Origin of the sequence: Caulobacter sp. 73W, assembly GCF_041021955.1 — a bacterium.
Taxonomy (GTDB): domain Bacteria; phylum Pseudomonadota; class Alphaproteobacteria; order Caulobacterales; family Caulobacteraceae; genus Caulobacter.
This window is the reverse complement of the sequence record NZ_CP158375.1, coordinates 2,694,331-2,716,003: the sequence shown is the minus strand read 5'-3', so window position 1 is coordinate 2,716,003 and position 21,673 is coordinate 2,694,331. Positions and strand designations below refer to the sequence as shown.

Here is a 21,673-nt window from a genome sequence, read left to right as displayed (position 1 = left end):
TTAAGGCGGCTGATCCCTTCAGGAGTAATGGTTAGTCAAACTCGAACGCCTATAGTTACCGGCCAATCGTAAGGTCGCGCTTCGGGGCGACCGCCCGTTGAAGGATTTGGGCCCCGGACGTGATGCGGGTGTTGAAACTGTTCCTCGGCGCGCTGGCCCTCGTGGCCTGCCTGCTTGCCGTGACCGTGCCGCTGGACCTGCGGGCGCAGGGTCTGTTCGCTCTCGCCACCGTGGTCGCCGCCGCCATCCTGGGCCGCAACAAGTCGCGTCAGGTGACGATCGCGCTCTGCATCCTCTCGCTGATCGCCTCGACCCGCTACATCTACTGGCGGATCACCGAGACCCTGCACTTCGCCACCATCACCGAGACCCTGCTGGGCACCGGCCTGTTCCTGGCCGAGCTGTACGCGTGGCTGATCCTGGTGCTGGGCTACATCCAGACGACCTGGCCGCTGCACCGCCCGGTGGAGCCGATGAAGGGCGAACCGTCCACCTGGCCGACCGTGGACGTCTATGTCCCGACCTACAACGAGAGCCTGCAGATCGTTCAGGACACCGTCCTGGCCGCCCTGAACATGGACTATCCGCGCGACCGGTTCCGCGTCTATCTGCTGGACGACGGTCGGCGCCCTGAATTCCGCGCCTTCGCCGAGGCGGCGGGCGCCATCTACATGACCCGGCCCGACAACAAGCACGCCAAGGCCGGCAACATGAACCACGCGCTCACCAAGACCGATGGTGAGCTGATCCTGGTGTTCGACGCGGACCACATCCCGACCCGCGCCTTCCTGCAGATGACCGTCGGCTGGTTCCAGAAGGACCCCAAGCTGTGCCTGCTGCAGACGCCGCACCACTTCTATTCGCCTGACCCGGTCCAGCGGAACCTGCTGACCGTCAAGGAAGTGCCGGACGAGGGCGCGCTGTTCTACGGCTCGGTTCAGCCGGGCAACGACTTCTGGAACGCGGCCTTCTTCTGCGGGTCCTGCGCGGTGATCCGGCGCGAGGCGCTGATGATCACCAACGGCTTCGCCGGCGAGACCGTCACCGAGGACGCCCACACCGCCCTGAAGCTGCAGCGCATGGGCTGGTCGACGGCCTATCTGGACATCCGCCTGGCCTCGGGCCTGGCCACCGAGCGCCTGGCCCTGCACGTCGGCCAGCGGGCCCGCTGGGCGCGCGGCATGACGCAGATCTTCCGCATCGACAACCCGCTGCTGGGGCCCGGCCTCACCTGGGGTCAGCGGCTCTGCTACCTGAATGCGATGATGCACTTCCAGTTTCCGCTGCCGCGCATCGTGTTCTTGACCTCGCCGCTGGCCTACCTGCTGTTCGGCGCGAACATCATCTACGCGTCAGCCGCGATGATCGCCGTCTATGCGGCGCCTCACCTCATTCACTCGATCATGACCAACAACCGGATTCAGGGCGAAGACCGCCGGGCGTTCTGGGGCGAGGTCTATGAAACCCTGTTGGCCTTCCATTTGCTTGCCCCGACCGTGCTGACGATTTTCGACCCGAAGAAGGGCAAGTTCAACGTGACTGAAAAGGGCGGCCTGCTCGAGCACGGCTACTTCGACTACCGCCTGATGTGGCCCCACATCGCGGTCGTTTTCCTGCTCGTGGCTGGTGTTTCCAGCGGTTTCGCACGCCTTTTCTGGCCTGAGCGCTTCGACGTGCAGCTCGGCACCCTGCTGCTGAACACCGCCTGGTCGATGTTCAGCGTCCTGATCCTGCTGACCGCCCTGGCGGTGGGCCGGGAGACGCGTCAGGTGCGCAATTTCGTCCGGGTGGACGCGGTTCTGCCGGTCATTCTGCGTTTCGCCGACGGCTTGGCGGTCGAAAGCGAGACCACCGACGTGTCCATGGGCGGCCTGTCGGTGAAGTGGCCAGCCGGTCTCGACATCGCCGGCCGCGAACTGACCGGCGTGGACCTGCTGTGCGGCGCCCGCATGGTCTCCTTCCCGGCCGCCATCATCAGCGGCGAGGACGCCATCCGCGTGCAGTTCCAGGCCATGCCGCTGGGCAAGCGCCGCGCCCTGGTCACCGCCGTGATGGGCCGCGCCGACGCCTGGCAGCCGCACGGCTCCACCCCGTCGGCCAACCCCTTCGCCTCGTTCGCGGACCTGTGCCGCGCCAGCGCCAGCCTGCTGTTCTGGTGGCGCCTGAAAGATCTGGAGGCCCGCGTGCGTGGTCGTGTCCTGGTCGAACGCTCGATCCGCACGGGCGTCATCGCCGCCGCGGCGGTTCTGGCGGCGACCACCTTTGCTCCCTCGGCCAAGGCCCAGACGCCGGCCGCCCCGACCTCCGCCGCTCTGGCCACCGACGCCGCCATCGCCGAAGCGCCCGCCGCCCCGACCTCGACCGGCGGCCTGCGCCAGGTGGTCTACACCCTGCAGGACATGGGCGTGGCCCAGCCGCTGCGCCTGCGCGGCACCGACGGCCAGGCCGGCATCCCGTTCGACCTGCGCACGGACGAGGTGGCGGTGTCCGCCACCCTGACCATCAACTTCGCCTATTCCCCGGTGATGCTGCCCGACCTGTCGCAGCTGACCGTGGCCATCAATGACGAGGTCATCGGCTCGGTCGTCCTGCCGCGCGAGACGGCCAACAACCTGACCGTCCAGATGCCGGTGAACCCGGCCCTGTTCCTGCCGAAGAACCGCCTGAACCTGCGCTTCGCCGGCCACTACACCCGCGGATGCGAGGATCCGCTGCACTCGTCGCTGTGGGCCAACATCAGCAATGTGCGCACCACCCTGGCGGTGACCTTCCAACGCCTGCCGGCCCAGCCGGACCTGGCGCGCCTGCCCTCGCCCTTCTACGAGGCGGGCGTCGGCGGCCTGACCCTGCCCTTCGTGTTCGCCGGCAATCCGGGCGACGGCGCGATCCAGGCGGCGGCGGGCGCGGCCTCTTACTTCGGCCTGGCGGCCGGCTATCGCGGCTTCCGCTTCCCCGTGCAGATCGGCGGCTTGCCGAGCGGCGAGGGCGTGATCTTCGCCACCTCGGGCCAGCAGATCCCCGGCCTGTTCCTGCCGGCCATCAACGGCCCGACCCTGGCCGTGGTCCCCAATCCGAACGATCCCACCAGCTCGCTGCTGCTGGTCATGGGCCGCAATGACGCCGAACTGCGCCAGGCGGGCCAGAACCTGGCCGTCGGCTCGGTCGGCCTGAAGGGCGCCTACGCCCAGGTCGGCGCGCCGCGCCTGCGTGACCGCGCGCCATACGACGCTCCGCGCTGGGTGCGCATGGACCGTCCGGTGCGGTTCGGCGAGATGGTCGACCAGCAGAAGCTGCAGGCCCTGGGTCTGACCCCGGCCCCGCTGCAGGTGGACTTCCGCGTCGCCCCCGACCTGTTCCTGTGGCCGACCGGCGGCGCGCCCCTGCGCCTGCGCTACCGCTTCCCGGAAGGCTCGTGGATCGACCTTCGCAACTCGCGCCTCGACGTGTCGCTGAACGGCCAGTACCTGCGCTCGCTGCACACCGACGGCCGCGGCGCCGGCGCCCACTTCCTGGATCGCATCCCGGGCTTCTTCACCCAGAAGGAGCAGTCCCTGGCCCTGCCGCCCTACCTGCTGTCGGGCCCTGGCCAGATGGGCTTCTTCTTCGACCTGAAGTCCAACAAGCTGGGCGAGTGCAAGGGCGAGCTGCCGACCAACGTGCGCAGCGGCATCGATCCGGACAGCACCATCGACCTGACCGGCGGCCACCACTTCACCAGCATGCCGAACCTGGCCTACTTCGTGAATTCGGGCTTCCCGTTCACGCGCATGGCCGACCTGTCGGAAACCGTGCTGCTGCTCAGCGCCCAGCCGACCGCCCAAGAACTGGAAGCGGTGATGTCGCTGATCGGCCGCTTCGCCGACATGACCGGCGCGCCGACCACCAAGCTGAACATCAGCCGCAACGCCGACCGCGGCGTGCTGCAGGGCAAGGACGTCCTGATCGTCGGCCCGGTGTCGATCGCCGCCTCCAATCCGGAGCTGTTCGAGAACGCCCCGTTCGTGACCGAGGGCTCGCGCCTGCGCCTGCGGGTGAGCTCGGTGATCGCCCGCGCCTTCTCCGTGTTCAACGCCAACCTCGAAGGCGGCGAGCGCAAGAAGGCCGACGAAGTGCTGGTCAGCCAGAGCGGCTTCACCGGCGTGGTCAGCTTCGCCTCGCCCTACGGCAAGGACAAGGTCGTGGTCGCCCTGCTGTCGGACCAGCGCGAAAGCCTGCCCAGCCTGGTCGCCAAGCTTTCGGATCCGACCGAGAACTTCAAGGTTCAGGGCGACCTGACCGCCGACACCGAGCAGGGACTGTCGTCCTTCCGCATCGGTCCGATCTTCTGGACCGGGGACCTGCCCTATCTGCTGCGCCTGCTGTGGTGGCTGACCCGTAACCCGTGGATGCTGGCGCTGGCGCTGGTGGGCGCGGCGATCATCATGTCGGCCCCGATCTTCCTGGCCTACAAGCTGATGGAACAGCGGCGAGCCGCCCGGACGGAGGCGCCATGACCCGGCGCTCGTCCAAGCTAGGTCCCGCGGCGACCCTGACCGCCGGCGCCGTGGCCGCCGCGACGGCGGCCGCCCTGATCATGCCCAGCGCCGTCGAGGCGCAGAGCACGACCCAGGCCGTCGACGCCCTGCTGAAACAGGCGACGTTCTGGCGTGAACGGGGCCGCAAGGACCTTGCCGAGCAAGCGCTGAACCGCGCCCTGACCGCCAATCCGCGCAGCGCCGACACCCTGGCCGCCCTGGCGCGCTACGCCGCTGAAGACGGCAATCAGGACGCGGCCAAGCGCTGGACCGACCGCCTGCGCAGCGTCGCGCCGAACGATTCGCGCCTGGCCTCCCTGTCGCAGGTCCGGGCCGGCAGCGGCACGGTGGCCACCGCCAACGCGGCGCGCGGCGGAGCGACCCCGGAAGTGGCCGAAGCCCGCCGCCTGGCGCGGGCCGGCGACACCACCGGAGCGGTGCGCGCCTATCGCAAGGCGTTCCCGGACGGCAAACCGCAGGCCGCCTATCGCCTCGAGTACTATCGAACTCTGTCGGGGGTTTCGGAGAGCGCGGCCGAGGGTCGGCGCGGGCTGGAAGCCCTGCTGCGCGAGCGGCCCAACGACAAGGCCGTGGCCCTGGCCTTGGGCCAGGCCCTGACCTATCAGGAATCCACCCGCCGCGAGGGGATCTCGCAGCTGTCGCGCCTGTCGCGCGACGGCGGGGCCGTGGCCGGCCAGGCCCGCGCCTCGTGGCGCCAGGCCCTGCTGTGGATGGGCAGCCGGCCCGCCGACCTGCCGCTCTACGAAGACTTCCTGCGCACGGGCGCCGACGCGGAAGTCAGCGCCAAGGTCGCGCAGATCAACAACAACACCGCCCGCGAGACCGCCGCTCGCGAGACGGCCGCGCGCAACGCCGCACAGCAGCGCGCGGCGACGCCCGCCGCCCCGGTCGACCGTGGCGCGCCCTACCGCACCCAGGGCTTCGCGGCGCTTGAGCGTGGCGATCTGCAGACCGCAGAGGCGAACTTCCAGTCGGCCCTGCGCATCCGCGCCGGCAACTCCGACGCCCTAGGCGGCGTCGGCCTGGTGCGCCTGCGCCGGGAGAACTTCACCGAGGCCAAGACCTTCCTGCAGCGCGCCATCCGCGCCGCGCCGGCCAACCGCGGCCGCTGGACCGAAGCGCTGGGGACGGCGACCTTCTTCGGCGACCTGCGCGCCGCGCAGGCGGCCGCGGCGCGCGGCGATGTGGCCCAGGCCGAGCGCCTGGCGCGTCCGCTCGCCTCCGGTTCGTTCAAGGACCGTGCCCTGGCCCAGCAACTGCTGGCCGACATCTTCCTGCGCTCCGGCCGCAACGCCGAGGCCGAGCAGGCCTATCGCCAGGTGCTGGCCGCCAACCGCAACAGCACCGACGCCCAGGCCGGCCTGATCGAGGCGCTGCTGCGCCTGAACCGCTTCGCCGAGGCCGAGCAGTTGGCCCGCGCCACGGTGGACCGCACGCCCGGCCCGCTGAACGACACCCGCGCCCGGATCGAGCACGCCAAGGCCCAGCAGTTCCTGGCCGGCGGCGACTATTCCTCGGCCTACGCCAGCTTCGAGGCGGCGCTGGCGGCGGACCCGACCGATCCGTGGATCCGCTACGACTTCGCCCGCTTCCTGGTCAGCCAGGGTCAGGGGCCGGCGGCCGAGGGCCTGATGGCCATGCTGGCCCAGAGCACGACGGTCGAGGGGCTGAACGCCGCCGCTCTGTTCGCCCAGCAGCAGGGCCGTTCGGCCGAGGCCTACGCCCTGCTGTCGCGCATCCATCCGCAGGCGCGCACCCCGGCCCTGAACGAGCTGGCGGGCCAGCTCTATCTCGACACCGCCATCCAGCAGGCCAAGGACCTGCGGACCAGCGGCCGCAACGCCGAGGCGCTGACCCTGCTGCGCGAGCTGCTGGCGAGGCCGAACATGCCGGTCGGCGTCCAGGGCTCCATCGCCGACGCCCTGTACGACCTGGGCGACAAGCCCCAGGCGATCAACCTGGCTCAGCGCATCCTGACCTCCGGCGCCGTCGGCGCGGACCCGGCGGCCTATGGCGGCTTCGTCTCGGTGCTGGCGCGGTCTGGCCGCGACGCCGAGGCCGCCGCCCTGATCCGCCAGATCGGCGCGACGCCGGCGGCAAACACGCCCTCTGGCCGTCAAGGCATGTCCGGTTTGGTGGCGACCCTGGGCTATGAGCGATCGGACCGCCTGCGCCTGGCCGGCGACTACGCCCAGGCGTTCGACGTGCTGTCCAACGCCTTCGCCTCGGCTCCGAACGACACGCGCCTGCTGTCGGGCCTGGCGCGGCTTTACCAGTCCGGCGGCATGACCGCCCAGGCGGGACAGGTCTACGACACCCTGCTGCGCATGAACCCGAACGACCCCGAGGCCTTCAACGGGGTGCTCGAGGCGGCGGTGGCGCGGGGCGACACCTCGCGCGCCAAGGAAATGCTGCGCGTCGCCATGCAGCGCACGCCGGGTGATCCGAACCTGTATCTGATCGCCGCCCGCATCGAGCAGTCGAGCGGCGACAAGAGCGCCGCCATCAAGGCGCTGGAGACGGCCCGCGTGCTGCGCGAGCGCCAGGGCGTGCCGATCGGCCCGTCGCTCTATACCGGCGTCGCGCCGGTGCCGGCCTCGCCGTACCAAACGCCGAGCGGCGCCCTGGGCTCGAACCCGTTCCGCAGCGGCTCGCCCGCCGTGTTCACGCCGTATCAGCCGGTCCCGACCCAGCCTGTGCCGTTGATGCAGCCGCCGACCCAGGCCGTGCAGCCCTACATCCCGGGCTACATGCTGCCCGCCAGCTTCGCGCAGCCGGCCGTGCAGACCGCGTTCAACGACACGCCCGTTGTGACCCAGGTCGCCTGGAGCCCCGAGCCGTCGGCGCCGGCGTCGCAGGAATACGCGGTCAACGCCAACTTCATGGAGACGCCGGCCTTCGCCGAGCCGTTCCTGCTGGCCCAGGCCCAGACCCCCGCGGCCCTGAACCCGTCCGGCCAGAGCCCGATCTATCCGCAGGCCCAGAGCTATCCGTCGACCGGCTATCAGGCCCCGGCGGCCGCCCCGACCTACGCCAACCCCAGCTACCCCTCGCCCGCGCCGCAGCCCGGCTATCAGGCGCAGACCTATCTGCCGCCGATCCAGCAGCAGCAGCCGGCGCGCAATACGCCGCTTTATCCGACCACGCAGCAGGCCGCCCCGCGCGCCGACGCGCCGATGCAGACCGCGCCGTACTACGCGGCCCCGGGCTATCAGGCGCCGACTTATCAGCAGGCGCCCGCCTATCAGGGGCAGGTCTACCAACAGGCCCCGGCCTATACGGCTCCGACCTACGCCGCGCCGACCTATGCGACGCCGGCCACGCCGACCTATGGCCCGAGCTATCCGACCCAGGCGCCGCTGATCCAGCCGGCCCCCACCTATCCCGCGCCGATCTATCCGCCGCAGACCTATCAGGCCGCGCCCGCCTATCAGGCGCCGACGGTCTATGCGCCGCCTGCCTATCAGACTTACCAGGCCCCGACCTATCAGGCGCCGCAGCAGCCGGCGCCCGCGCGGACGACCACGCCGGCCAGGCCGCGCACGACCACCGCCGCCAAGCCCAAGGCCCGCACAACCGCGCCCGTCCGCAGGGCGGCGCCGGCGCGGACCTATCCGGCCCCGGTCGCGCCGCAGCAGACCTACACCGCACCGACCTATCCGACGTACCAGGCCCCGGCCCTGTCGGCGCCGTACTATCCCACCGTGCCGTCGATGCTGGCTCCGGCCCCGCCAGCGCCGAACTTCACGGCCCCGGTCTACACGCCGCCTTACGTCTATCCGTCGACGAACCTGCCCTCCTATCCGGTGCAGCCGCAGGTCTATCAGAACACCCCGCCGGTCGGCGGCTACGGCGCCCTGCCGACGCCGGTGAATCCGCTGCTGCCGCGCGCCCCGGCGCGGGACGGCGTGCTGCAGTCCATCGACCGCCAGATCGCCGACCTGTCCGAGACCATCGCCCCGCGCGTTGACGCCAGCGTCGACTTCCGCGCCCGCAGCGGCGAGGCGGGCCTCAGCCAACTGAACGAGCTGTCGGCCAAGGTCGGAGGATCGATCTCGCCCTTCGGCCGCGGCCGCCTGAGCGCCACCTTGAACCCGGTGTCGCTGGACGCCGGCACGCCGACCGACGAGAGCTTGCAGCGGTTCGGCAGCAATCCGCTGTCGGTGGCGCGCGACACGATCTCCGGCGTCACCCCGCCGGTTCTTCGTCGCCCGAACCCGCATACGGCCGCCGGCGTCGCCGCCGAGGTCGCCTACGAGGTCGACGGGCTGAAGGTGGATATCGGGGTCACTCCGGTCGGCTTCGCCAAGCCGCCGGAAATGACCGGCGGCCTGAGCGTGGAGCCCAACATCGGTGGCCTGCGTCCGCGCGTGTGGATCGAGCGCCGGCCGGTGACCGACAGCGTCACCTCCTACGCCAGCTCGCGTGATCCGCTGACCGGCCGCCGCTGGGGCCAGGTGATGCGCAACACCGCCGGTGTGGGCGTCGCCTATGAGCGCGGCAAGATGGGCTTCTACGCCGACGCCTCGGCCAGCAAGTACGACGGCCGTCTGGTCGAAGAGAACGAGAGCCTGCAGTTCAACGTCGGCGGCTATATCCGCCCGTATGTCAGCACGCGCCAGGTGGTGCAGCTAGGCGCGAACCTGAACCTGCAGAGCTACGACAACAACCAGAACGTCTTCTCGTACGGCAACGGCGGCTATTTCAGCCCGCAGCAGTTCACCGCCATCGCCTTCCCCATGAGCTGGAAGGTGCAGGGCGACCGCTGGGGCGGCGAGCTGCGCGCCACGCCTGGCTATCAGACCTATAGCCAGTCCTCGCGCGACTACTTCCCCACCGATCCGACCCTGCAAGGGGCGCAGAACGCCATCTCGGCCCAGGACCAGGACGTTCGGCGCGGCTTCTCGGGCAGCAGCCGCAGCGGCTTCGGCATCAACGGCCGCGCGGCCATCGACTATAAATTCACCCCGACGACAACCTTCGGCGGGGCTTTGAGTTTCGACAATTTCGGCGAGTACAGTGAGACCAAGGTCGGGCTCTACATCCGCCAGGCGATCGGAGGCCCACGATGAAGACCCCCACTCCGTGGATGAACGACAAGGACGTACAGTCCGCCGACCTGACCTACTATCGCCGGACCCAGCGCCAGCGCAGCCCGCAGTGGCGCGGCTTCCTGTCGGCCCTGCTGGGCGAACTGCATAGCGGCGCCGATCCGGAAGAGGTGCGCAACTTCATGCGCCAGGTGGGCCGCCGCATGGCCCAGGCCACGCCCCTGACCAAGGTCGAGACCCTGGAAGAGCTGGAAGCCGCCATGAACCGGGTATGGGCCGAGATGGACTGGGGCTGGGTGCGGCTGAACGCCGTCGCCGACGGCGTGCGCATCCTGCACGGCGCCTATCCCGACGTGGCCAGCGGCGCGGACGACAAGATCTGGCAGTCGGCCTGGGCCTCGGTCCTGGAAGGCGTCTACACGGTCTGGCTCCAGGCCCAGGGCAGCCCCATCGACAAGACCCTGAGGGTCAGCGACAGCGCCGAGCCGCTGGAGCTGTTCCACGGCGTCTAGCGCCGGCCAGCACAAGATGTCATCGAAGGCCTCATGAAGACCCGTGTTCACCCAGATCGACGCGCCTTCGTGGCGGCCGCGAGCCTCGCCATGATCCTGCCCGCGAGCGCCTGCGCCGAGGAAGGCGAGACCTGGGACGGTTTCAAGACCCGCTACCTGCAGCCGGACGGCCGCGTGGTGGACAACGGAAATGGGGGCATCAGCCATACCGAAGGCCAGGGCTGGGCCATGTTGCTGGCCGAGGCGCACGAGGATCGCGAGACCTTCGACCGCGTGTGGGCCTGGACCAACACCAACCTGGCTCGATCGGACGTGCGGCTGTTCAGCTGGCGTTATGATCCCGCCGCCCAGCCGCCCGTCACCGATCCCAACAACGCCACCGATGGCGACATCTTCATAGCCTGGGCCCTGCTGCGCGCCGCCGACCGCTGGCGCAACGAGGACTACGCCCGGGCCAGCGCCGACATCCGCGGGGCCATCGGACGCGGACTGGTGGCGCAGATCGCGGGCCGCTCAGTGCTGCTGCCGGGGCTGGAGGGCTTCGCCAGCGCCGAGGGTGTGATCTACAACCCCTCCTACTTCGTCCTGCCCGCCCTGAAGCTGTTCGCCGACCGCGATCCGCAGGGCCCCTGGCACGCGGTGATCGCCGGCGGGCTCGAGTTGGCGGATCTCGCCCTGTTCGGAGAAAGCGCCCTGCCGTCGGACTGGGTGTTCATCGGCGTCGACGGCCGACTGGCGCCCGCCGCCGGCCGCCAGCCGCGCTTCAGCTTCGACGCCATCCGCGCGCCCTTCTATCTGGTGTGGGGCGGCGAGAAGAAGCGCCGGCAGGTCCGCACGATCAGCGACTTCTGGCGCAAGGGCTTCAAGGACGACAAACGCCCCCCCGCCTGGGTGGACGTGATGACGGGCGAGACCGCCCCTTACACCCTGTCAAACGGCGGCGCGGCGGTGGCTGCCGTGGTCATGGCCGACAACGGGGTCGGCAAGTGGAAGGCCGAGGACCCCAACTACTATTCGTCGGTCCTGCAGTTGCTGGCGGCGGCGTCGCGCAAGGACATGGGAAGGCGTCGCATCGGCCTATGACACTGCGCCGCAGTCCCTTGTGGCATAAGGTCTGGTATTAGCTTTCTCACGGCTAAGCTAAGGCCTTGACGATGGTCAACGACGTCCGCGGACTCTTCCTGAAGATCAACCAAGTTGATCTGCCCTATCAGGTCTTCGACAACCTCGGAGACGTCGAAGCCGTGGACGAATCCCAGCTGGACGTCCTGGCGCCCCTTCCCGTGATCGCCACCCAGATCGAAGAAGAGTTCGAACCGATCGAGGTCGAGCCGGAACCCGAGCCCGAGCGGGCCTATGGCGCCCGCAAGGTGATCGCCAGCATCCGTCAGCGCGTCTTCCAGGGCTTCTCGATTCCGGTCGCCGAGAACGCCAAGGAAGAGCTCGTGCTCGCACCGTTGAACGAGGCGAAGGTGGAAGCCGCTCCAGTCACGGAGAGCGCGCCGGTGATCACCGCTCAGGCGGAAGTCTTGGCTGCGCCCGCCATCGTCGCGGCTGCTGCGCCCGTGCCCCTGTTCCCGGCCAAGCCGGCGGCCCCGATGGGCGGCGGCCTGTTGCGCCGCTACGCCCCGACGCCGGCCGCAGCTCCGGCTCCGGCGCCGACGCCAGCGCCCCATGGCGAGACGCAACTGAAGACCCTGTTCGGCCGACTGGCCGACAAGGGCTGATCCGGGCGGCCCCCGCCGACCAACGGCGGCGCGGCCCTTTCCCCTATTCCGATGCGGGCTTGTGCTTGCTGACCTTGTAGAGGCCGTCGATCACGGCCTCGCGCTCGCCCTCGGCCAGGGTGTCGCCCTGGGTCCACAGCAGGCGCATGGCGTCCAGATGCACGTCCACCGCCGGCCAGCGCCAGCGGCCACGCTCGGACATGGTGTCGACGAGGGTGCACATGGACACGGCCGCGCGGTCGAGGCCGGTGTGGGACACAAAGCCGCTGACGTCGATCATCTTCAGAACGAGGGTGTAGAGCGCCTCGAAATCAGCGCCCTCGCGCTCGGCAGTCGGGCCGAAACGTTCGTCCAGCTCGGTCATCACCTGTCCGATGGTCTTCAGGCACTCGTCGCGGAACTGCTCGACGCCCGCCTCGGCGCGCTCGATCGCCTCGCTCGCGCGGATCCCTCCGGAACGACGCATGACCGCGCCAAGCCGGTTGGGCACGTGGAAGGTACGCGCGACACTCATATCGAGACCTTTGCGGGCTTCATGAAGCCGTTGATTTCGTCCTGCGACAGGTTCTCGCCCATGACGCTGCTGACCTCGGGCGGCAGGTCGTCGTGGCGGCGGCCTTCGGTCCCGGCCGGCGGGCCTTCGAACTTGAAGCGCCGATCGGGGCCCATATAGGAGTCGCACTCGATGAACATGCGGTCCTCGCGCGCGATCCAGATGATCCGCTCAAGAAGCACCTTGGGGGTCAGCGGTTTCGCGACGGTGAACGTGGCGCCGCTGTCGCGGGCCTTCAGAACCTGCGACTGGCGGGTGTGACCGGTGATCAGGATGGCCGGCGCGAACCGGTTCGGCTCCTTGGCCTCGCGCCGCAGCCAGTGGACGAAGTCGTAGCCGTCCGGCTCGGGCATCTGAACGTCCGACAGGATCAGGTCCAGGGTCTGGCTGGCGACGTGCTCCTTGGCCTGCTCGACGGTCTCGGCCCGGTGCACGTTGCGCACGCCAAAGCCATAGACGACCTGGCAGAGGATATCGAGCGACTGGCCATTGTCGTCGAGGACCAGGACCGAGGCCTGGTCGAGCTGGATTCGCGTGGCGGATTGAAGGGCGGAGGCGAGGGACATCCGCCTACCAGATGTCCGGTTCGCCGGCCTGGCGGTCCCACTCCGGTTCGCCGTCGGCCGTGCTCAGACGCCCCACCAGGTCCGACAGGCCAAGTCCCTTCAGCAGAGGCTCCAGTTGCAGGCTCCACTCGCCGTTGGCGTGCTCGCTGATCCGTTCCAGCACGCAGGACAGGCCGGCCAGCCGCTGGGTCAGTTCATCCAGCGCCTGCAGGCGGGTCATGCTGGCGGCGGTCATCCCGTCCTTGGCCAGGTCGCCGGCCAGAACCTCGCACTCGCGGCAGATCGCGGCAGCCGCCGAAAGCTCGGCGGCCAGGCGGCGCGACAGCTCGCCCAGCGGCAGGTTGCCGGCTTCTTCGGGCGTGAGCAGGGGCAGAGGACGGGTCGAGCTCGACATGGCCGCGCCTCAGAACAGTTCCAGATCGCCGGACGTCGAAGCCGGCGGCGGAGCGGCGGGACGACGGACCTCCTGCGGGGTCTGGTCCACCGCCACCAGGCGCTGACGCACCCGGCCGCTGACGGGCCAGAACTCCACGCGGCGGGCCGAGGGGCCGCCGGTGCTGGACGAGACGATCGGAATGCCTTCGTCGCGCAGGAAACGCTCTGCGAAGTCAGCGTTGCTGGCGCCCACGTCGGACAGGCCGTCGAACAGCTTGCCGCCGCCGAAGATCTTGGCCTCCAGGCGGTCGCGACGCGCGCCCTGCTTGAGGAGGTCGTTGATCAGCAATTCCATGGCGTACGCGCCGAACCGCACGGAGTCGCCCCCGCGACCGCCGCCGTCGTCGGGCAGCAGGAAGTGATTCATGCCGCCGATCCCGGCCTGCGGGTCGCGGATGCACGCGGCGATGCACGAGCCGAGCACGGTCGTCATCACGACACCCGGGTCGTTGGTGACGTGTTGCTCGCCCTGGGTCACATGGACCTTGCGCGTGTATTCCGGAGTTGTCGGCTCGGGCCGGCCAGGGGTCATGTGAGCTGTCCGAAGACCTGTTCGATCTTCTCGCGCAGGACCTGCACGGTGAAGGGTTTGACGAGGTAGTTGTTGACCCCGAACTGCACGGCGCGCTGGACCAGTTCGCGGTCGGCCCGGCCGGTGAGCATGACGAAGGCGGTCTTGCTGATCGGCGGGTGGGCACGCACGGCGCGCAGCAGCGCCAGCCCGTCCATCTTCGGCATGTTGAAGTCCGAGATGATCAGGTTGACCGGCTTGGCGACGACGTTCTTCAGGGCTTCTTCGCCGTCGGCGGCCTCGCGGACATCGCGAAAACCGATCTGCTGCAGACCGTTGCGGACCAGGGCCCGCATGGTGAGCTGATCATCGACGACCAGAACGGAGATGGAGGATGCGGCGGGCATGTTTCAACGTTTCGCAGAAGAGAGATCGAGGATGGTGGAGCCGATCGCCGAGAGGGACAGCTGCTTTTCGACAGCCCCCATTTCATAGGCGGCGCGCGGCATTCCGTAGACGACGCAGGTGGACTCGTCCTGACCGATCGTGCGGGCTCCGGCCTGGCGCATGGCAAGAAGCCCCTGCGCGCCGTCGCGGCCCATGCCGGTCAGGATGACGCCCACAGCCTTGTCGCCCATGACGGAGGCGACGGACTTGAACATCACGTCCACCGAGGGACGGTGCCCGCTGACCGGGTCGCCGTCCGTCAGGCGGCAGCGTAGGCCGGCGGACCGGCTGATCTCCAGGTGGGTCGCCCCGCCCGGAGCCACATAGACCTTGCCCGGCTCCAGCACGTCACCGTCGCGGGCCTCATAGACCTTGGCGTTGCAGGCCCGGCCCAGGCGCGCCGCGAAGCTGGCCGTGAAGGCCGCGGGCATGTGCTGGGTGATCACGGTCGGCGGGCAGTTGGCCGGATAGTTGTTCAGCACGGTCAGCAGGGCTTCGACCCCGCCCGTGGATGAACCGATGGCCACCAGGTCGCCCGAGGGCGTGAATTCCTTGGCGCGAACCGGCTTGGCCGGGGCCTTGGCGGCGGCGCTCATGGTGGCGCGCACGGTGGCCCGGGCGGCGTTCTTCACCTTCGAGGCGATCTCGGCCAGGCCTTCGCCGGCGGTGACGTTGCCGGTGGGCTTGCCCACGCAGTCGACGGCGCCGATCTCCAGCGCGCGCAGGGTCACGTCGGCGCCGGCCTGGGTCAGGCTGGACACCATGACCACCGGCATCGGCCGCAGGCGCATGATCTTCTCGAGGAATTCGAGGCCGTTCATGTTGGGCATCTCGATGTCGAGGGTGACGACGTCGGGATTGAGCGCCTTGATGGCGCCGCGGGCTTCGAACGGGTCGCCGGCCGAACCCACGACTTCGATCTCGGGATCGCGGCGCAGGGCGGCCGTGATCAGGCCCCGCATGGTCGGGGAGTCGTCGACGACGAGAACCTTGATGGTCATTAGCGGCCTCCCACCTTGCGGTACGAGGTCAGACCGTTGCTCTCGAAGGAGGTGTTGGTGGCGGGAACACGTTCGGAGTGGCCGATGTACAGGCGGCCGCCATCGGCGATGAGGGGCGCGAAGCGCGTCCAGATCCGCTCCTGGGTCGGTTCGTCGAAATAGATGACGACGTTGCGGCAAAACACGGCGTGAAACGGTCCTTTCATCGGCCAGTCGCCGATCAGGTTGAGTTCCTTGAAGCTGACCATGCCGCGGGCCGCAGCGCCGACGCGCCACATGCCCTTGGCGCTGGGGTCGCGCTCGAAGAATTGATTGCGGACGGGACCTGGGACCGGCTCGATCTGGGACTCGTCGTAAACGGCGGCCTTGCCGGTCGCCACGACGTTGGAGTTGATGTCGGTGGCCAGGATCTTGATGTCGAGATCGGCCGCGTTCGGGAACACCGACAGCACGGTCAGGGCCATGGAGTACGGCTCCTGCCCGCTGGAGCAGGCGGCGGACCACAGGCGCAGGCGGCCGCCGCGACGCACTTCGTCCGCCATCGGCACCAGCACATGGTCGCGCAGGTCGTCGAAGTGGTGCGGCTCGCGGAAGAAGCGGGTGACGTTGGTGGTCAGGGCGCGAAGCATGTTCTGCGCCTCTTCCCGGTCCTGCAGGACCAGGGCGCAGTAGGCCTTGAAGCTGTCCATGCCGAGGATGCGCAGACGCTTGGCCAGGCGCGAATACACGAGCGTGGCCTTGCTGTCGGCCAGGCTGATGCCAGCCTGGTCGTACATGATCTGGGCGATCTGTCGGAAATCGTCCGCCGTGAAGTGGAACTCGCCCTCGACGAGGGCGGCCTTTGATCGGACAGCCGGGGCCATCGTCATGCGGCGAGCGCCTCCCGTTCGGGCAGCAGACGGTCGAGCGAGATCTCGCTGATCATCCGCCCTTCCAGCGAGATGATGCCGCGCACGAAGCTGCGGACGCGGTCGCAGGCCACGTCCGGCGTCGGCTGAACCAGATCGTCGGTGATCGACAGGATGTCGGAAACGGCGTCGACCAGCAGGCCCATCATCCGCTCCTGCACCTTCACCACGATGATCACGTGGCGGACGGTCGGCTCGGCCGAGCCCAGGCCCAGGCGCGAGGACAGGTCCATGATGGGCAGGACGGCGCCACGCAGGTTGATGACGCCGCGCATGTAATTGGGCGACTGGGGCAGCGAGGTGGCGGGGCTCCAGCCCCGGATCTCGCGGACGGCCATGATGTCCACGCAGTACTCCTGCTGGCCGACCCGGAAGGAGATCAGTTCGCGACGCTCGCCGACGGCGGTGGTTTGGTCGATCATGATGTCTATTCCGCTGCGATCATGGGTTCAGTAGGCTTGGGGGCGGGCGCCTCGCGGCGACGCAGGTTGATCACCGCATCGACGTCGAGGATGAGGGCCACGCGGCCGTCGCCCAGGATGGTGGCGGCGGCGACGCCTTCCACCTGCTGGTAGTTGGCTTCCAGCGACTTGATGACGACCTGGCGCTGGCCCTGGATGTTGTCGGCCACGAGCGCGGCCTTGCCGCCGTCCTCGCCTTCGACCAGCAGGACGACGCCGTCGGTCGGGTCCGGGGCGTTGGCGCGGTAGCCCATGGTGCTGCCGATATCGACCAGCGGCACGAAGCTGTCGCGCACGGCCAGGACGGCGCCCGTCGGCCCGAGGGCGCGGACTTCCTCCGGCTTGGGACGCAGGCTCTCGACAATGGCGGCCAGCGGCACGACCAGGGTCTGGCCGGCGACCTCGACCACCATGCCGTCAAGGACGGCCAGGGTCAGCGGCAGGCTGAGGGTGAAGGTCGAGCCATGGCCCGGACGCGAGCTGATCGAGATGCGGCCGCCCAGGGCCTGCACCGACCGGCGCACCACGTCCATGCCGACCCCGCGGCCCGACACGTCCGACACCTTGTCGGCGGTGGAGAAGCCGGGAAGGAAGATCAGGTTGTCGATCTCTTCGTCGGTCAGGGTCAGGTCAGGCGCGATCAGGCCCTTGTCGACCGCGATCTTCTGCACGCGCGGACGGTTGATGCCGCGGCCGTCGTCAGTGACTTCGATCACGATGCGGCCGCCGCGATGCAGGGCCTGCAGCTTGATGACGCCTTCGACCGGCTTGCCGACTTCGCGACGCTCGTCCGGGTTCTCGAGCCCGTGGTCGATGGCGTTGCGCAGCATGTGCGTGATCGGGTCGGACAGACGCTCGATCACGGTCTTGTCGACTTCGGTGCCCTCGCCCTCCATGACGAGGCGAACCTGCTTGCCGACCATCGAGGCGACTTCGCGGACCAGGCGCGGCATGCGCTGGAACACTGACTTCACCGGCTGGGCGCGGATGGCCATGACGCTGTCCTGGATCTCGCGGGTCAGCTGCTCGAGTTCGTCGAGGCCGATGGCGAGGTTGGAGGACTGCGCGATGCCATGCTCGGCGACGCGCTGGGCGATCATGGCCTGGTTGATGACCAGCTCCGACACCAGGTCGATCAGGCGGTCGATACGCTCGGGGTCGACGCGGATGACCGACTGCCCGGGGCCAGGGGCTTCCAGCGGCGCCTTGGCGGGCGCGGCGGCGGCGGGTTTGGCGGCGACGGCCGCGGCGGCGGCCGGGGTCATGGCGACCGGAGCCGGGGCGGAAGCGGCGGGTGCCGCGGCGACCGGGGCCGGGGCGGCGACCGGCTCGGGAGCCGGCGCGGCCGTGGCGGCGCTGATCAGGGCGGCGACATCGACCTCCGGCTCGGCGGTCGCGACCGGCTCGGGCGCGGCGGCTTCGAAGGCGGCCGGCGCATCGCCAGCCGACAGCGGCGTGATGGTCAGATCGCAGTCGCCGTCGACGAATTCGAACACTTCGCGGACGTCGGCTTCGCTCTTGTCGGTCGTCACCTTGACCTTGAAGGTCAGGTAAGAGGCTTCCGGATCCATGTCGGCCAGGTCCGGCAGGGCGGCGTCGTCCAGGATCGTCTCGATCGGACCCAGGCGCTCCAGTTCGCGGAGCAGCAGCAGGCTCTCGTTGGCCTTGCGGTAGAGGTCGGACTTGGGCTGGATGACCACCAGCCAGCCGGCGGCGGCTTCTTCGCCCGCGCCAGCCTGCTCCTCGACCGAGATGGTCATCGGCGTGAAGCCGAAATCCATGTCGTCCAGCTCGGCGGCGACGCCGGAGCCGAGATCGAAATCATCATCGCCGCCGGCGGCCGGAGTCGCGGGTGCGGCCGCGCGGCCCTGGCCGTCCCAGGCTTCGAGCTCGGCGGCCATGGCGTGCGAAAGAGCCTCGTCCACGTCGCCCATGCCGCGCGCGGCGCTGACGTGGTCGGCCAGGACGTCCGAGGCGCGCAGCAGCAGCGCCACCAGGTCGTGGGAGGCCTCGACGTCGCCGCTGCGGACGCTGTCCAGCAGGGTCTCGAAGACGTGCGCGAAACGAACGAGCGGATCCAGGCCGAACGCCCCAGCGCCGCCCTTGATCGAATGCACGGCCCGGAACACGGCGTTGACGGTCTCACCGTCGCTCGTGCCGTCCTGCATGGCCAGGAGTCCGCCTTCCAGATCGGCGAGCAGCTCCTCGCACTCCTGGAAGAAGGTGACCTTGATGGCCTCTAGTTCGTCCATCCCGACGCCCCCGCGCTTTGTTTGCTTAAGCCGCGACCCGGCGGATGGCTTCGACGAGCTTGTCGGGGTTGAAGGGCTTCACGATCCAGCCGGTGGCGCCGGCCGCACGAGCGCGCTCCTTCTTGGCGGGGTCGCTCTCGGTGGTCAGCACCAGGATCGGGGTGGCGCGGTGGCTGTCGTCCACCCGCACGGCCTCGATGAAGCCGAAGCCATCGAGCTTGGGCATGTTGATGTCGGTGATGATCACGTCCGGCTTGTGGGCCGACAGAACCTCAAGACCGTGTTCGCCGTCGACGGCTTCGACCACGTTGAAGCCCGCGCTGGCGAGCGCCATCCGCAGCATGTCCCGCATGGTGCGGGAGTCATCAACCGTCAGGATCGTACGCGTGGTCACGTCTTAGGCTCCATGAGTGGCCGTTCCGAGCGCCGCGTCGGCGCCGAACAGGCGAATGGCTTCGGCGAAAGATTCAGAGGGGTTGGTTAATGAAAAGCTCTGTCCATCGGTGCGCCAGGTTGACGCAGCCGCCAGGAGCACCTGCAAGCAGAGCCCGCCCAGGCGCCGCACGCCGGAGGCGTCCAGTTCCAGAGGCGAGCCCCGCTGGGCCAGGATTGAAGCCTTCAATCCGGCCGCAGCCTTGAGGTCCATGGTCTCGGGGAGGGTCATCTCAGCCATAGGGCTTAGAACTCTTCCCAGCCGTCCTCAGCCGGCGCGGCGGCCAGGGCGTTGGCCCCAGACACGCCAGGACGGGCGAAGGAGTTGAGCTTGGCGCGTTGCTCGGCGACCGGGTTGCGGGCCGGAGCATGCGTGGCCGGGTCGGCCATGGTCGGACGCGCGGCGGCGGCGGGAGCGCCCTCGCCGACGCGGAAGCGGCTCATCAGGCGCACCAGCTCGCCCGTCTCGCCCTTCAGCGAGTGGGTGGCGGCGGTGGACTCTTCCACCATGGCCGCGTTCTGCTGCGTCACTTGGTCCATCTGATTGACGGCCGTGTTCACCTCTTGCAGGCCGGTGGCCTGCTCTTCGGCCGAGGCCGCGATTTCGGTGACCAGGGCGTCGATCTCGCCGACCTTGGCGACGATACGCTGCAGGGCCTCGCCGGTCTGGCCGACCAGGCTCACGCCCGAGCCGACCTGCTGCGACGAGGAGGAGATCAGGGCCTTGATCTCCTTGGCCGCTTCGGCGGAGCGCTGGGCCAGGGCCCGCACTTCGGAGGCGACGACCGCGAAGCCCTTGCCGGCTTCACCAGCGCGGGCGGCTTCGACGCCGGCGTTCAGGGCCAGCAGGTTCGTCTGGAAGGCGATCTCGTCGATCACGCCGATGATGTTGCCGATCTGGCGCGAGGAGTTCTCGATCTCGCCCATGGCCGAGACGGCCTGGCGGACGACCTCGCCCGAGTGCTGGGCTTCGCCGCGGGCCGTGGAGACCACGTCCGAGGCTTGCTTGGCGCCCGAGGCGGTGCGCTTGACGGTGGCGGTCAGCTCGTCGAGGGCGGCGGCCGTCTCTTCCAGAGAGGCGGCTTGCTGCTCGGTGCGGCGCGACAGGTCGTCGGAGGCGTGGGCGATTTCGTCGGCGCCGGTGCGCAGGCCGTCCGTGGAGGCCGCGATGACCTTCATGGTTTCCTGCATCTGGGTGATGGCGCCGTTGAAGTCGTCCTTCAGCTTGCGGTAGTCGCCCGGGAACTCGGCGGTGACGCGGTAGGTCAGGTCGCCCGTGGCCAGCTTCTCGAGGCCCGAGGCCAGTTCCGACACGACGGTGGCGGCGACCTTGGCCGCTTCAGCGGCCGAGCGTTCGTTGGCGGCGCGTTCCTCGTCGGTGAGGGCGCGGGCCGCTTCCTGCTCGGCGCGCATCTGCTCGAGGTTCAGCTGGTTCTGCTTGAAGATGCCCAGCGAGCCGACGATCGCGCCCAGTTCGTCCTTACGGGCGAGGCGGTCGATGTCGATGCTGTTGTCACCCTTGGCCAGGGTCTCGGTGGCGCGGGCGATGTCGTTGATGGCGCGCCGGGTTGCCAGGACCGAGACCAGGGCCAGACCAGCCACGGCCAGGACCGTGATGATGCTGCCGATGATGCTGGCGGTCTGGGCGGCGGCCGCTTCCTTTTCCGCGGCTTCGGCGCGGGCGGCGGTCTGCGCGTTCTCCTGCTGGACGACCTTGTCCAGCATCGCGGTCATCTTCTTGTACTCTTCCTCGAAGGGAGCCACGAAGCCGACGGCGGTGCCGAAGTCCACGCCGATCATGCCGCTCACCACGTCGATGGCGCTGCGGCATTCGTCGATGGCCTTGATCAGCTTGTCGTAGTCACCCTTCTGGGCGGGGTCCGCGTTCTTCTGGAGCGCGACGAGCTCCTTCTTGATCGCGTCCATCTCGTTCAGGGAGTGGGTCATCCGACCGGCGACGTTCTCGACCTCGATCTGGCCGGCCGCGTGGGTCAGGGCGAGGTAGAGCTCGCCGTGAACCCCCTCGATCCGCTTGGACAGCTGCTGGATGCGCAGGTTGTCCCGCATATCAACAGCAACGACCTGCTTCAGCGCCGCCGATTGCTGGCGCTGAACCACGATGGACCCCGTCGCGAGGACGGCCAGCATGAGAAGAGCGAAAGCGGGCGCGAAACCCATCTTGATGATCAAAGGCAAGTCGACGAGCCGGAAACGCTTCATCGGTAGATCCCCTCAACGACGCGACAGTTCTTTCGCGCCCTACAGCATGGTGAGGGATAATC

Annotated in this window: 17 protein-coding genes; 5 read left to right on the top strand and 12 right to left on the bottom strand. The window is 69.1% G+C overall.

What is annotated here, in order from left to right; translation table 11 throughout:
- Positions 1-122 precede the first annotated feature (122 nt).
- From bcsA to ABOZ73_RS12690, 5 genes are all read left to right on the top strand, one after another.
- Positions 123-4,493, top strand: a complete 4,371-nt coding sequence (gene bcsA, locus ABOZ73_RS12710; protein ID WP_369058506.1) for a UDP-forming cellulose synthase catalytic subunit — start codon at positions 123-125, stop codon at positions 4,491-4,493.
- Complete coding sequence (locus tag ABOZ73_RS12705) at positions 4,490-9,607, top strand: cellulose synthase subunit BcsC-related outer membrane protein (protein ID WP_369058505.1); 5,118 nt, start codon at positions 4,490-4,492, stop codon at positions 9,605-9,607. The genes bcsA and ABOZ73_RS12705 overlap by 4 nt, the downstream gene beginning before the upstream one ends.
- A complete protein-coding gene (gene bcsD, locus ABOZ73_RS12700) occupies positions 9,604-10,098 on the top strand; it encodes a cellulose biosynthesis protein BcsD (RefSeq protein ID WP_369058504.1) in 495 nt (164 codons plus the stop codon). The genes ABOZ73_RS12705 and bcsD overlap by 4 nt, the downstream gene beginning before the upstream one ends.
- Before the next feature lie 33 nt (positions 10,099-10,131).
- Positions 10,132-11,181, top strand: a complete 1,050-nt coding sequence (locus ABOZ73_RS12695) for a glycosyl hydrolase family 8 (protein WP_369058503.1) — start codon at positions 10,132-10,134, stop codon at positions 11,179-11,181.
- 65 nt (positions 11,182-11,246) lie between these two features.
- On the top strand, positions 11,247-11,825 hold the full coding sequence (locus ABOZ73_RS12690) for a hypothetical protein (protein ID WP_369058502.1): 579 nt from the start codon (positions 11,247-11,249) through the stop codon (positions 11,823-11,825).
- A 43-nt stretch (positions 11,826-11,868) separates the two neighbouring features.
- On the opposite strand, the gene ABOZ73_RS12685 is transcribed toward ABOZ73_RS12690, so the two are convergent.
- The 12 genes from ABOZ73_RS12685 to ABOZ73_RS12630 are packed head-to-tail and all read right to left on the bottom strand — an operon-like array spanning position 11,869 to position 21,611.
- A complete protein-coding gene (locus ABOZ73_RS12685) occupies positions 11,869-12,339 on the bottom strand; it encodes a chemotaxis protein CheE (RefSeq protein WP_369058501.1) in 471 nt (156 codons plus the stop codon).
- The gene (locus ABOZ73_RS12680) at positions 12,336-12,944 is read right to left on the bottom strand and encodes a response regulator (RefSeq protein ID WP_369058500.1); all 609 of its coding nucleotides are present in this window, start codon (positions 12,942-12,944) and stop codon (positions 12,336-12,338) included. Before ABOZ73_RS12680 ends, ABOZ73_RS12685 begins: the two co-directional genes overlap by 4 nt.
- Positions 12,945-12,948: 4 nt before the next feature.
- On the bottom strand, positions 12,949-13,338 hold the full coding sequence (locus ABOZ73_RS12675) for a chemotaxis protein CheU (RefSeq protein WP_369058499.1): 390 nt from the start codon (positions 13,336-13,338) through the stop codon (positions 12,949-12,951).
- 9 nt (positions 13,339-13,347) lie between these two features.
- Complete coding sequence (locus ABOZ73_RS12670; protein WP_369058498.1) at positions 13,348-13,911, bottom strand: chemotaxis protein CheD; 564 nt, start codon at positions 13,909-13,911, stop codon at positions 13,348-13,350.
- Positions 13,908-14,297 carry a response regulator gene (locus ABOZ73_RS12665; RefSeq protein WP_369058497.1) on the bottom strand — a complete coding sequence of 130 codons (390 nt, stop codon included), beginning with the start codon at positions 14,295-14,297 and terminating at the stop codon, positions 13,908-13,910. The genes ABOZ73_RS12670 and ABOZ73_RS12665 overlap by 4 nt, the downstream gene beginning before the upstream one ends.
- A 3-nt stretch (positions 14,298-14,300) precedes the next feature.
- A complete protein-coding gene (locus tag ABOZ73_RS12660) occupies positions 14,301-15,338 on the bottom strand; it encodes a chemotaxis response regulator protein-glutamate methylesterase (RefSeq protein WP_369058496.1) in 1,038 nt (345 codons plus the stop codon).
- Positions 15,338-16,207 carry a protein-glutamate O-methyltransferase CheR gene (locus ABOZ73_RS12655; RefSeq protein ID WP_369058495.1) on the bottom strand — a complete coding sequence of 290 codons (870 nt, stop codon included), beginning with the start codon at positions 16,205-16,207 and terminating at the stop codon, positions 15,338-15,340. Before ABOZ73_RS12655 ends, ABOZ73_RS12660 begins: the two co-directional genes overlap by 1 nt.
- Complete coding sequence (locus ABOZ73_RS12650) at positions 16,204-16,668, bottom strand: chemotaxis protein CheW (protein WP_277785353.1); 465 nt, start codon at positions 16,666-16,668, stop codon at positions 16,204-16,206. Before ABOZ73_RS12650 ends, ABOZ73_RS12655 begins: the two co-directional genes overlap by 4 nt.
- 5 nt (positions 16,669-16,673) lie before the next feature.
- Positions 16,674-18,959: a chemotaxis protein CheA gene (locus ABOZ73_RS12645; protein WP_369058494.1), complete on the bottom strand. Its 2,286-nt coding sequence runs from the start codon at positions 18,957-18,959 to the stop codon at positions 16,674-16,676.
- A gap of 25 nt (positions 18,960-18,984) precedes the next feature.
- Positions 18,985-19,311: a response regulator gene (locus ABOZ73_RS12640; protein ID WP_369062541.1), complete on the bottom strand. Its 327-nt coding sequence runs from the start codon at positions 19,309-19,311 to the stop codon at positions 18,985-18,987.
- Between the two features lie 45 nt (positions 19,312-19,356).
- Positions 19,357-19,632 (bottom strand): STAS domain-containing protein, encoded by a 276-nt coding sequence (locus ABOZ73_RS12635; protein WP_369058493.1) that lies wholly within the window; start codon positions 19,630-19,632, stop codon positions 19,357-19,359.
- 5 nt (positions 19,633-19,637) lie between these two features.
- The gene (locus tag ABOZ73_RS12630; RefSeq protein WP_369058492.1) at positions 19,638-21,611 is read right to left on the bottom strand and encodes a methyl-accepting chemotaxis protein; all 1,974 of its coding nucleotides are present in this window, start codon (positions 21,609-21,611) and stop codon (positions 19,638-19,640) included.
- Between the last annotated feature and the right edge of the window lie 62 nt (positions 21,612-21,673).

What these genes read in the sequence shown, in the direction of transcription:
- ABOZ73_RS12670 (WP_369058498.1), bottom strand. Translation starts at nt 13,911, where the DNA reads ATGACCCCTGGCCGGCCCGAGCCGACAACTCCGGAATACACGCGCAAG.
- ABOZ73_RS12635 (WP_369058493.1), bottom strand. Translation starts at nt 19,632, where the DNA reads ATGGCTGAGATGACCCTCCCCGAGACCATGGACCTCAAGGCTGCGGCC.
- ABOZ73_RS12680 (WP_369058500.1), bottom strand. Translation starts at nt 12,944, where the DNA reads ATGTCCCTCGCCTCCGCCCTTCAATCCGCCACGCGAATCCAGCTCGAC.
- ABOZ73_RS12665 (WP_369058497.1), bottom strand. Translation starts at nt 14,297, where the DNA reads ATGCCCGCCGCATCCTCCATCTCCGTTCTGGTCGTCGATGATCAGCTC.
- ABOZ73_RS12655 (WP_369058495.1), bottom strand. Translation starts at nt 16,207, where the DNA reads ATGACGATGGCCCCGGCTGTCCGATCAAAGGCCGCCCTCGTCGAGGGC.
- bcsD (WP_369058504.1), top strand. Translation starts at nt 9,604, where the DNA reads ATGAAGACCCCCACTCCGTGGATGAACGACAAGGACGTACAGTCCGCC.
- ABOZ73_RS12660 (WP_369058496.1), bottom strand. Translation starts at nt 15,338, where the DNA reads ATGACCATCAAGGTTCTCGTCGTCGACGACTCCCCGACCATGCGGGGC.
- ABOZ73_RS12630 (WP_369058492.1), bottom strand. Translation starts at nt 21,611, where the DNA reads ATGAAGCGTTTCCGGCTCGTCGACTTGCCTTTGATCATCAAGATGGGT.
- bcsA (WP_369058506.1), top strand. Translation starts at nt 123, where the DNA reads ATGCGGGTGTTGAAACTGTTCCTCGGCGCGCTGGCCCTCGTGGCCTGC.
- ABOZ73_RS12650 (WP_277785353.1), bottom strand. Translation starts at nt 16,668, where the DNA reads ATGATCGACCAAACCACCGCCGTCGGCGAGCGTCGCGAACTGATCTCC.
- ABOZ73_RS12645 (WP_369058494.1), bottom strand. Translation starts at nt 18,959, where the DNA reads ATGGACGAACTAGAGGCCATCAAGGTCACCTTCTTCCAGGAGTGCGAG.
- ABOZ73_RS12685 (WP_369058501.1), bottom strand. Translation starts at nt 12,339, where the DNA reads ATGAGTGTCGCGCGTACCTTCCACGTGCCCAACCGGCTTGGCGCGGTC.
- ABOZ73_RS12675 (WP_369058499.1), bottom strand. Translation starts at nt 13,338, where the DNA reads ATGTCGAGCTCGACCCGTCCTCTGCCCCTGCTCACGCCCGAAGAAGCC.
- ABOZ73_RS12640 (WP_369062541.1), bottom strand. Translation starts at nt 19,311, where the DNA reads ATGCGGGACATGCTGCGGATGGCGCTCGCCAGCGCGGGCTTCAACGTG.
- ABOZ73_RS12695 (WP_369058503.1), top strand. Translation starts at nt 10,132, where the DNA reads ATGAAGACCCGTGTTCACCCAGATCGACGCGCCTTCGTGGCGGCCGCG.
- ABOZ73_RS12705 (WP_369058505.1), top strand. Translation starts at nt 4,490, where the DNA reads ATGACCCGGCGCTCGTCCAAGCTAGGTCCCGCGGCGACCCTGACCGCC.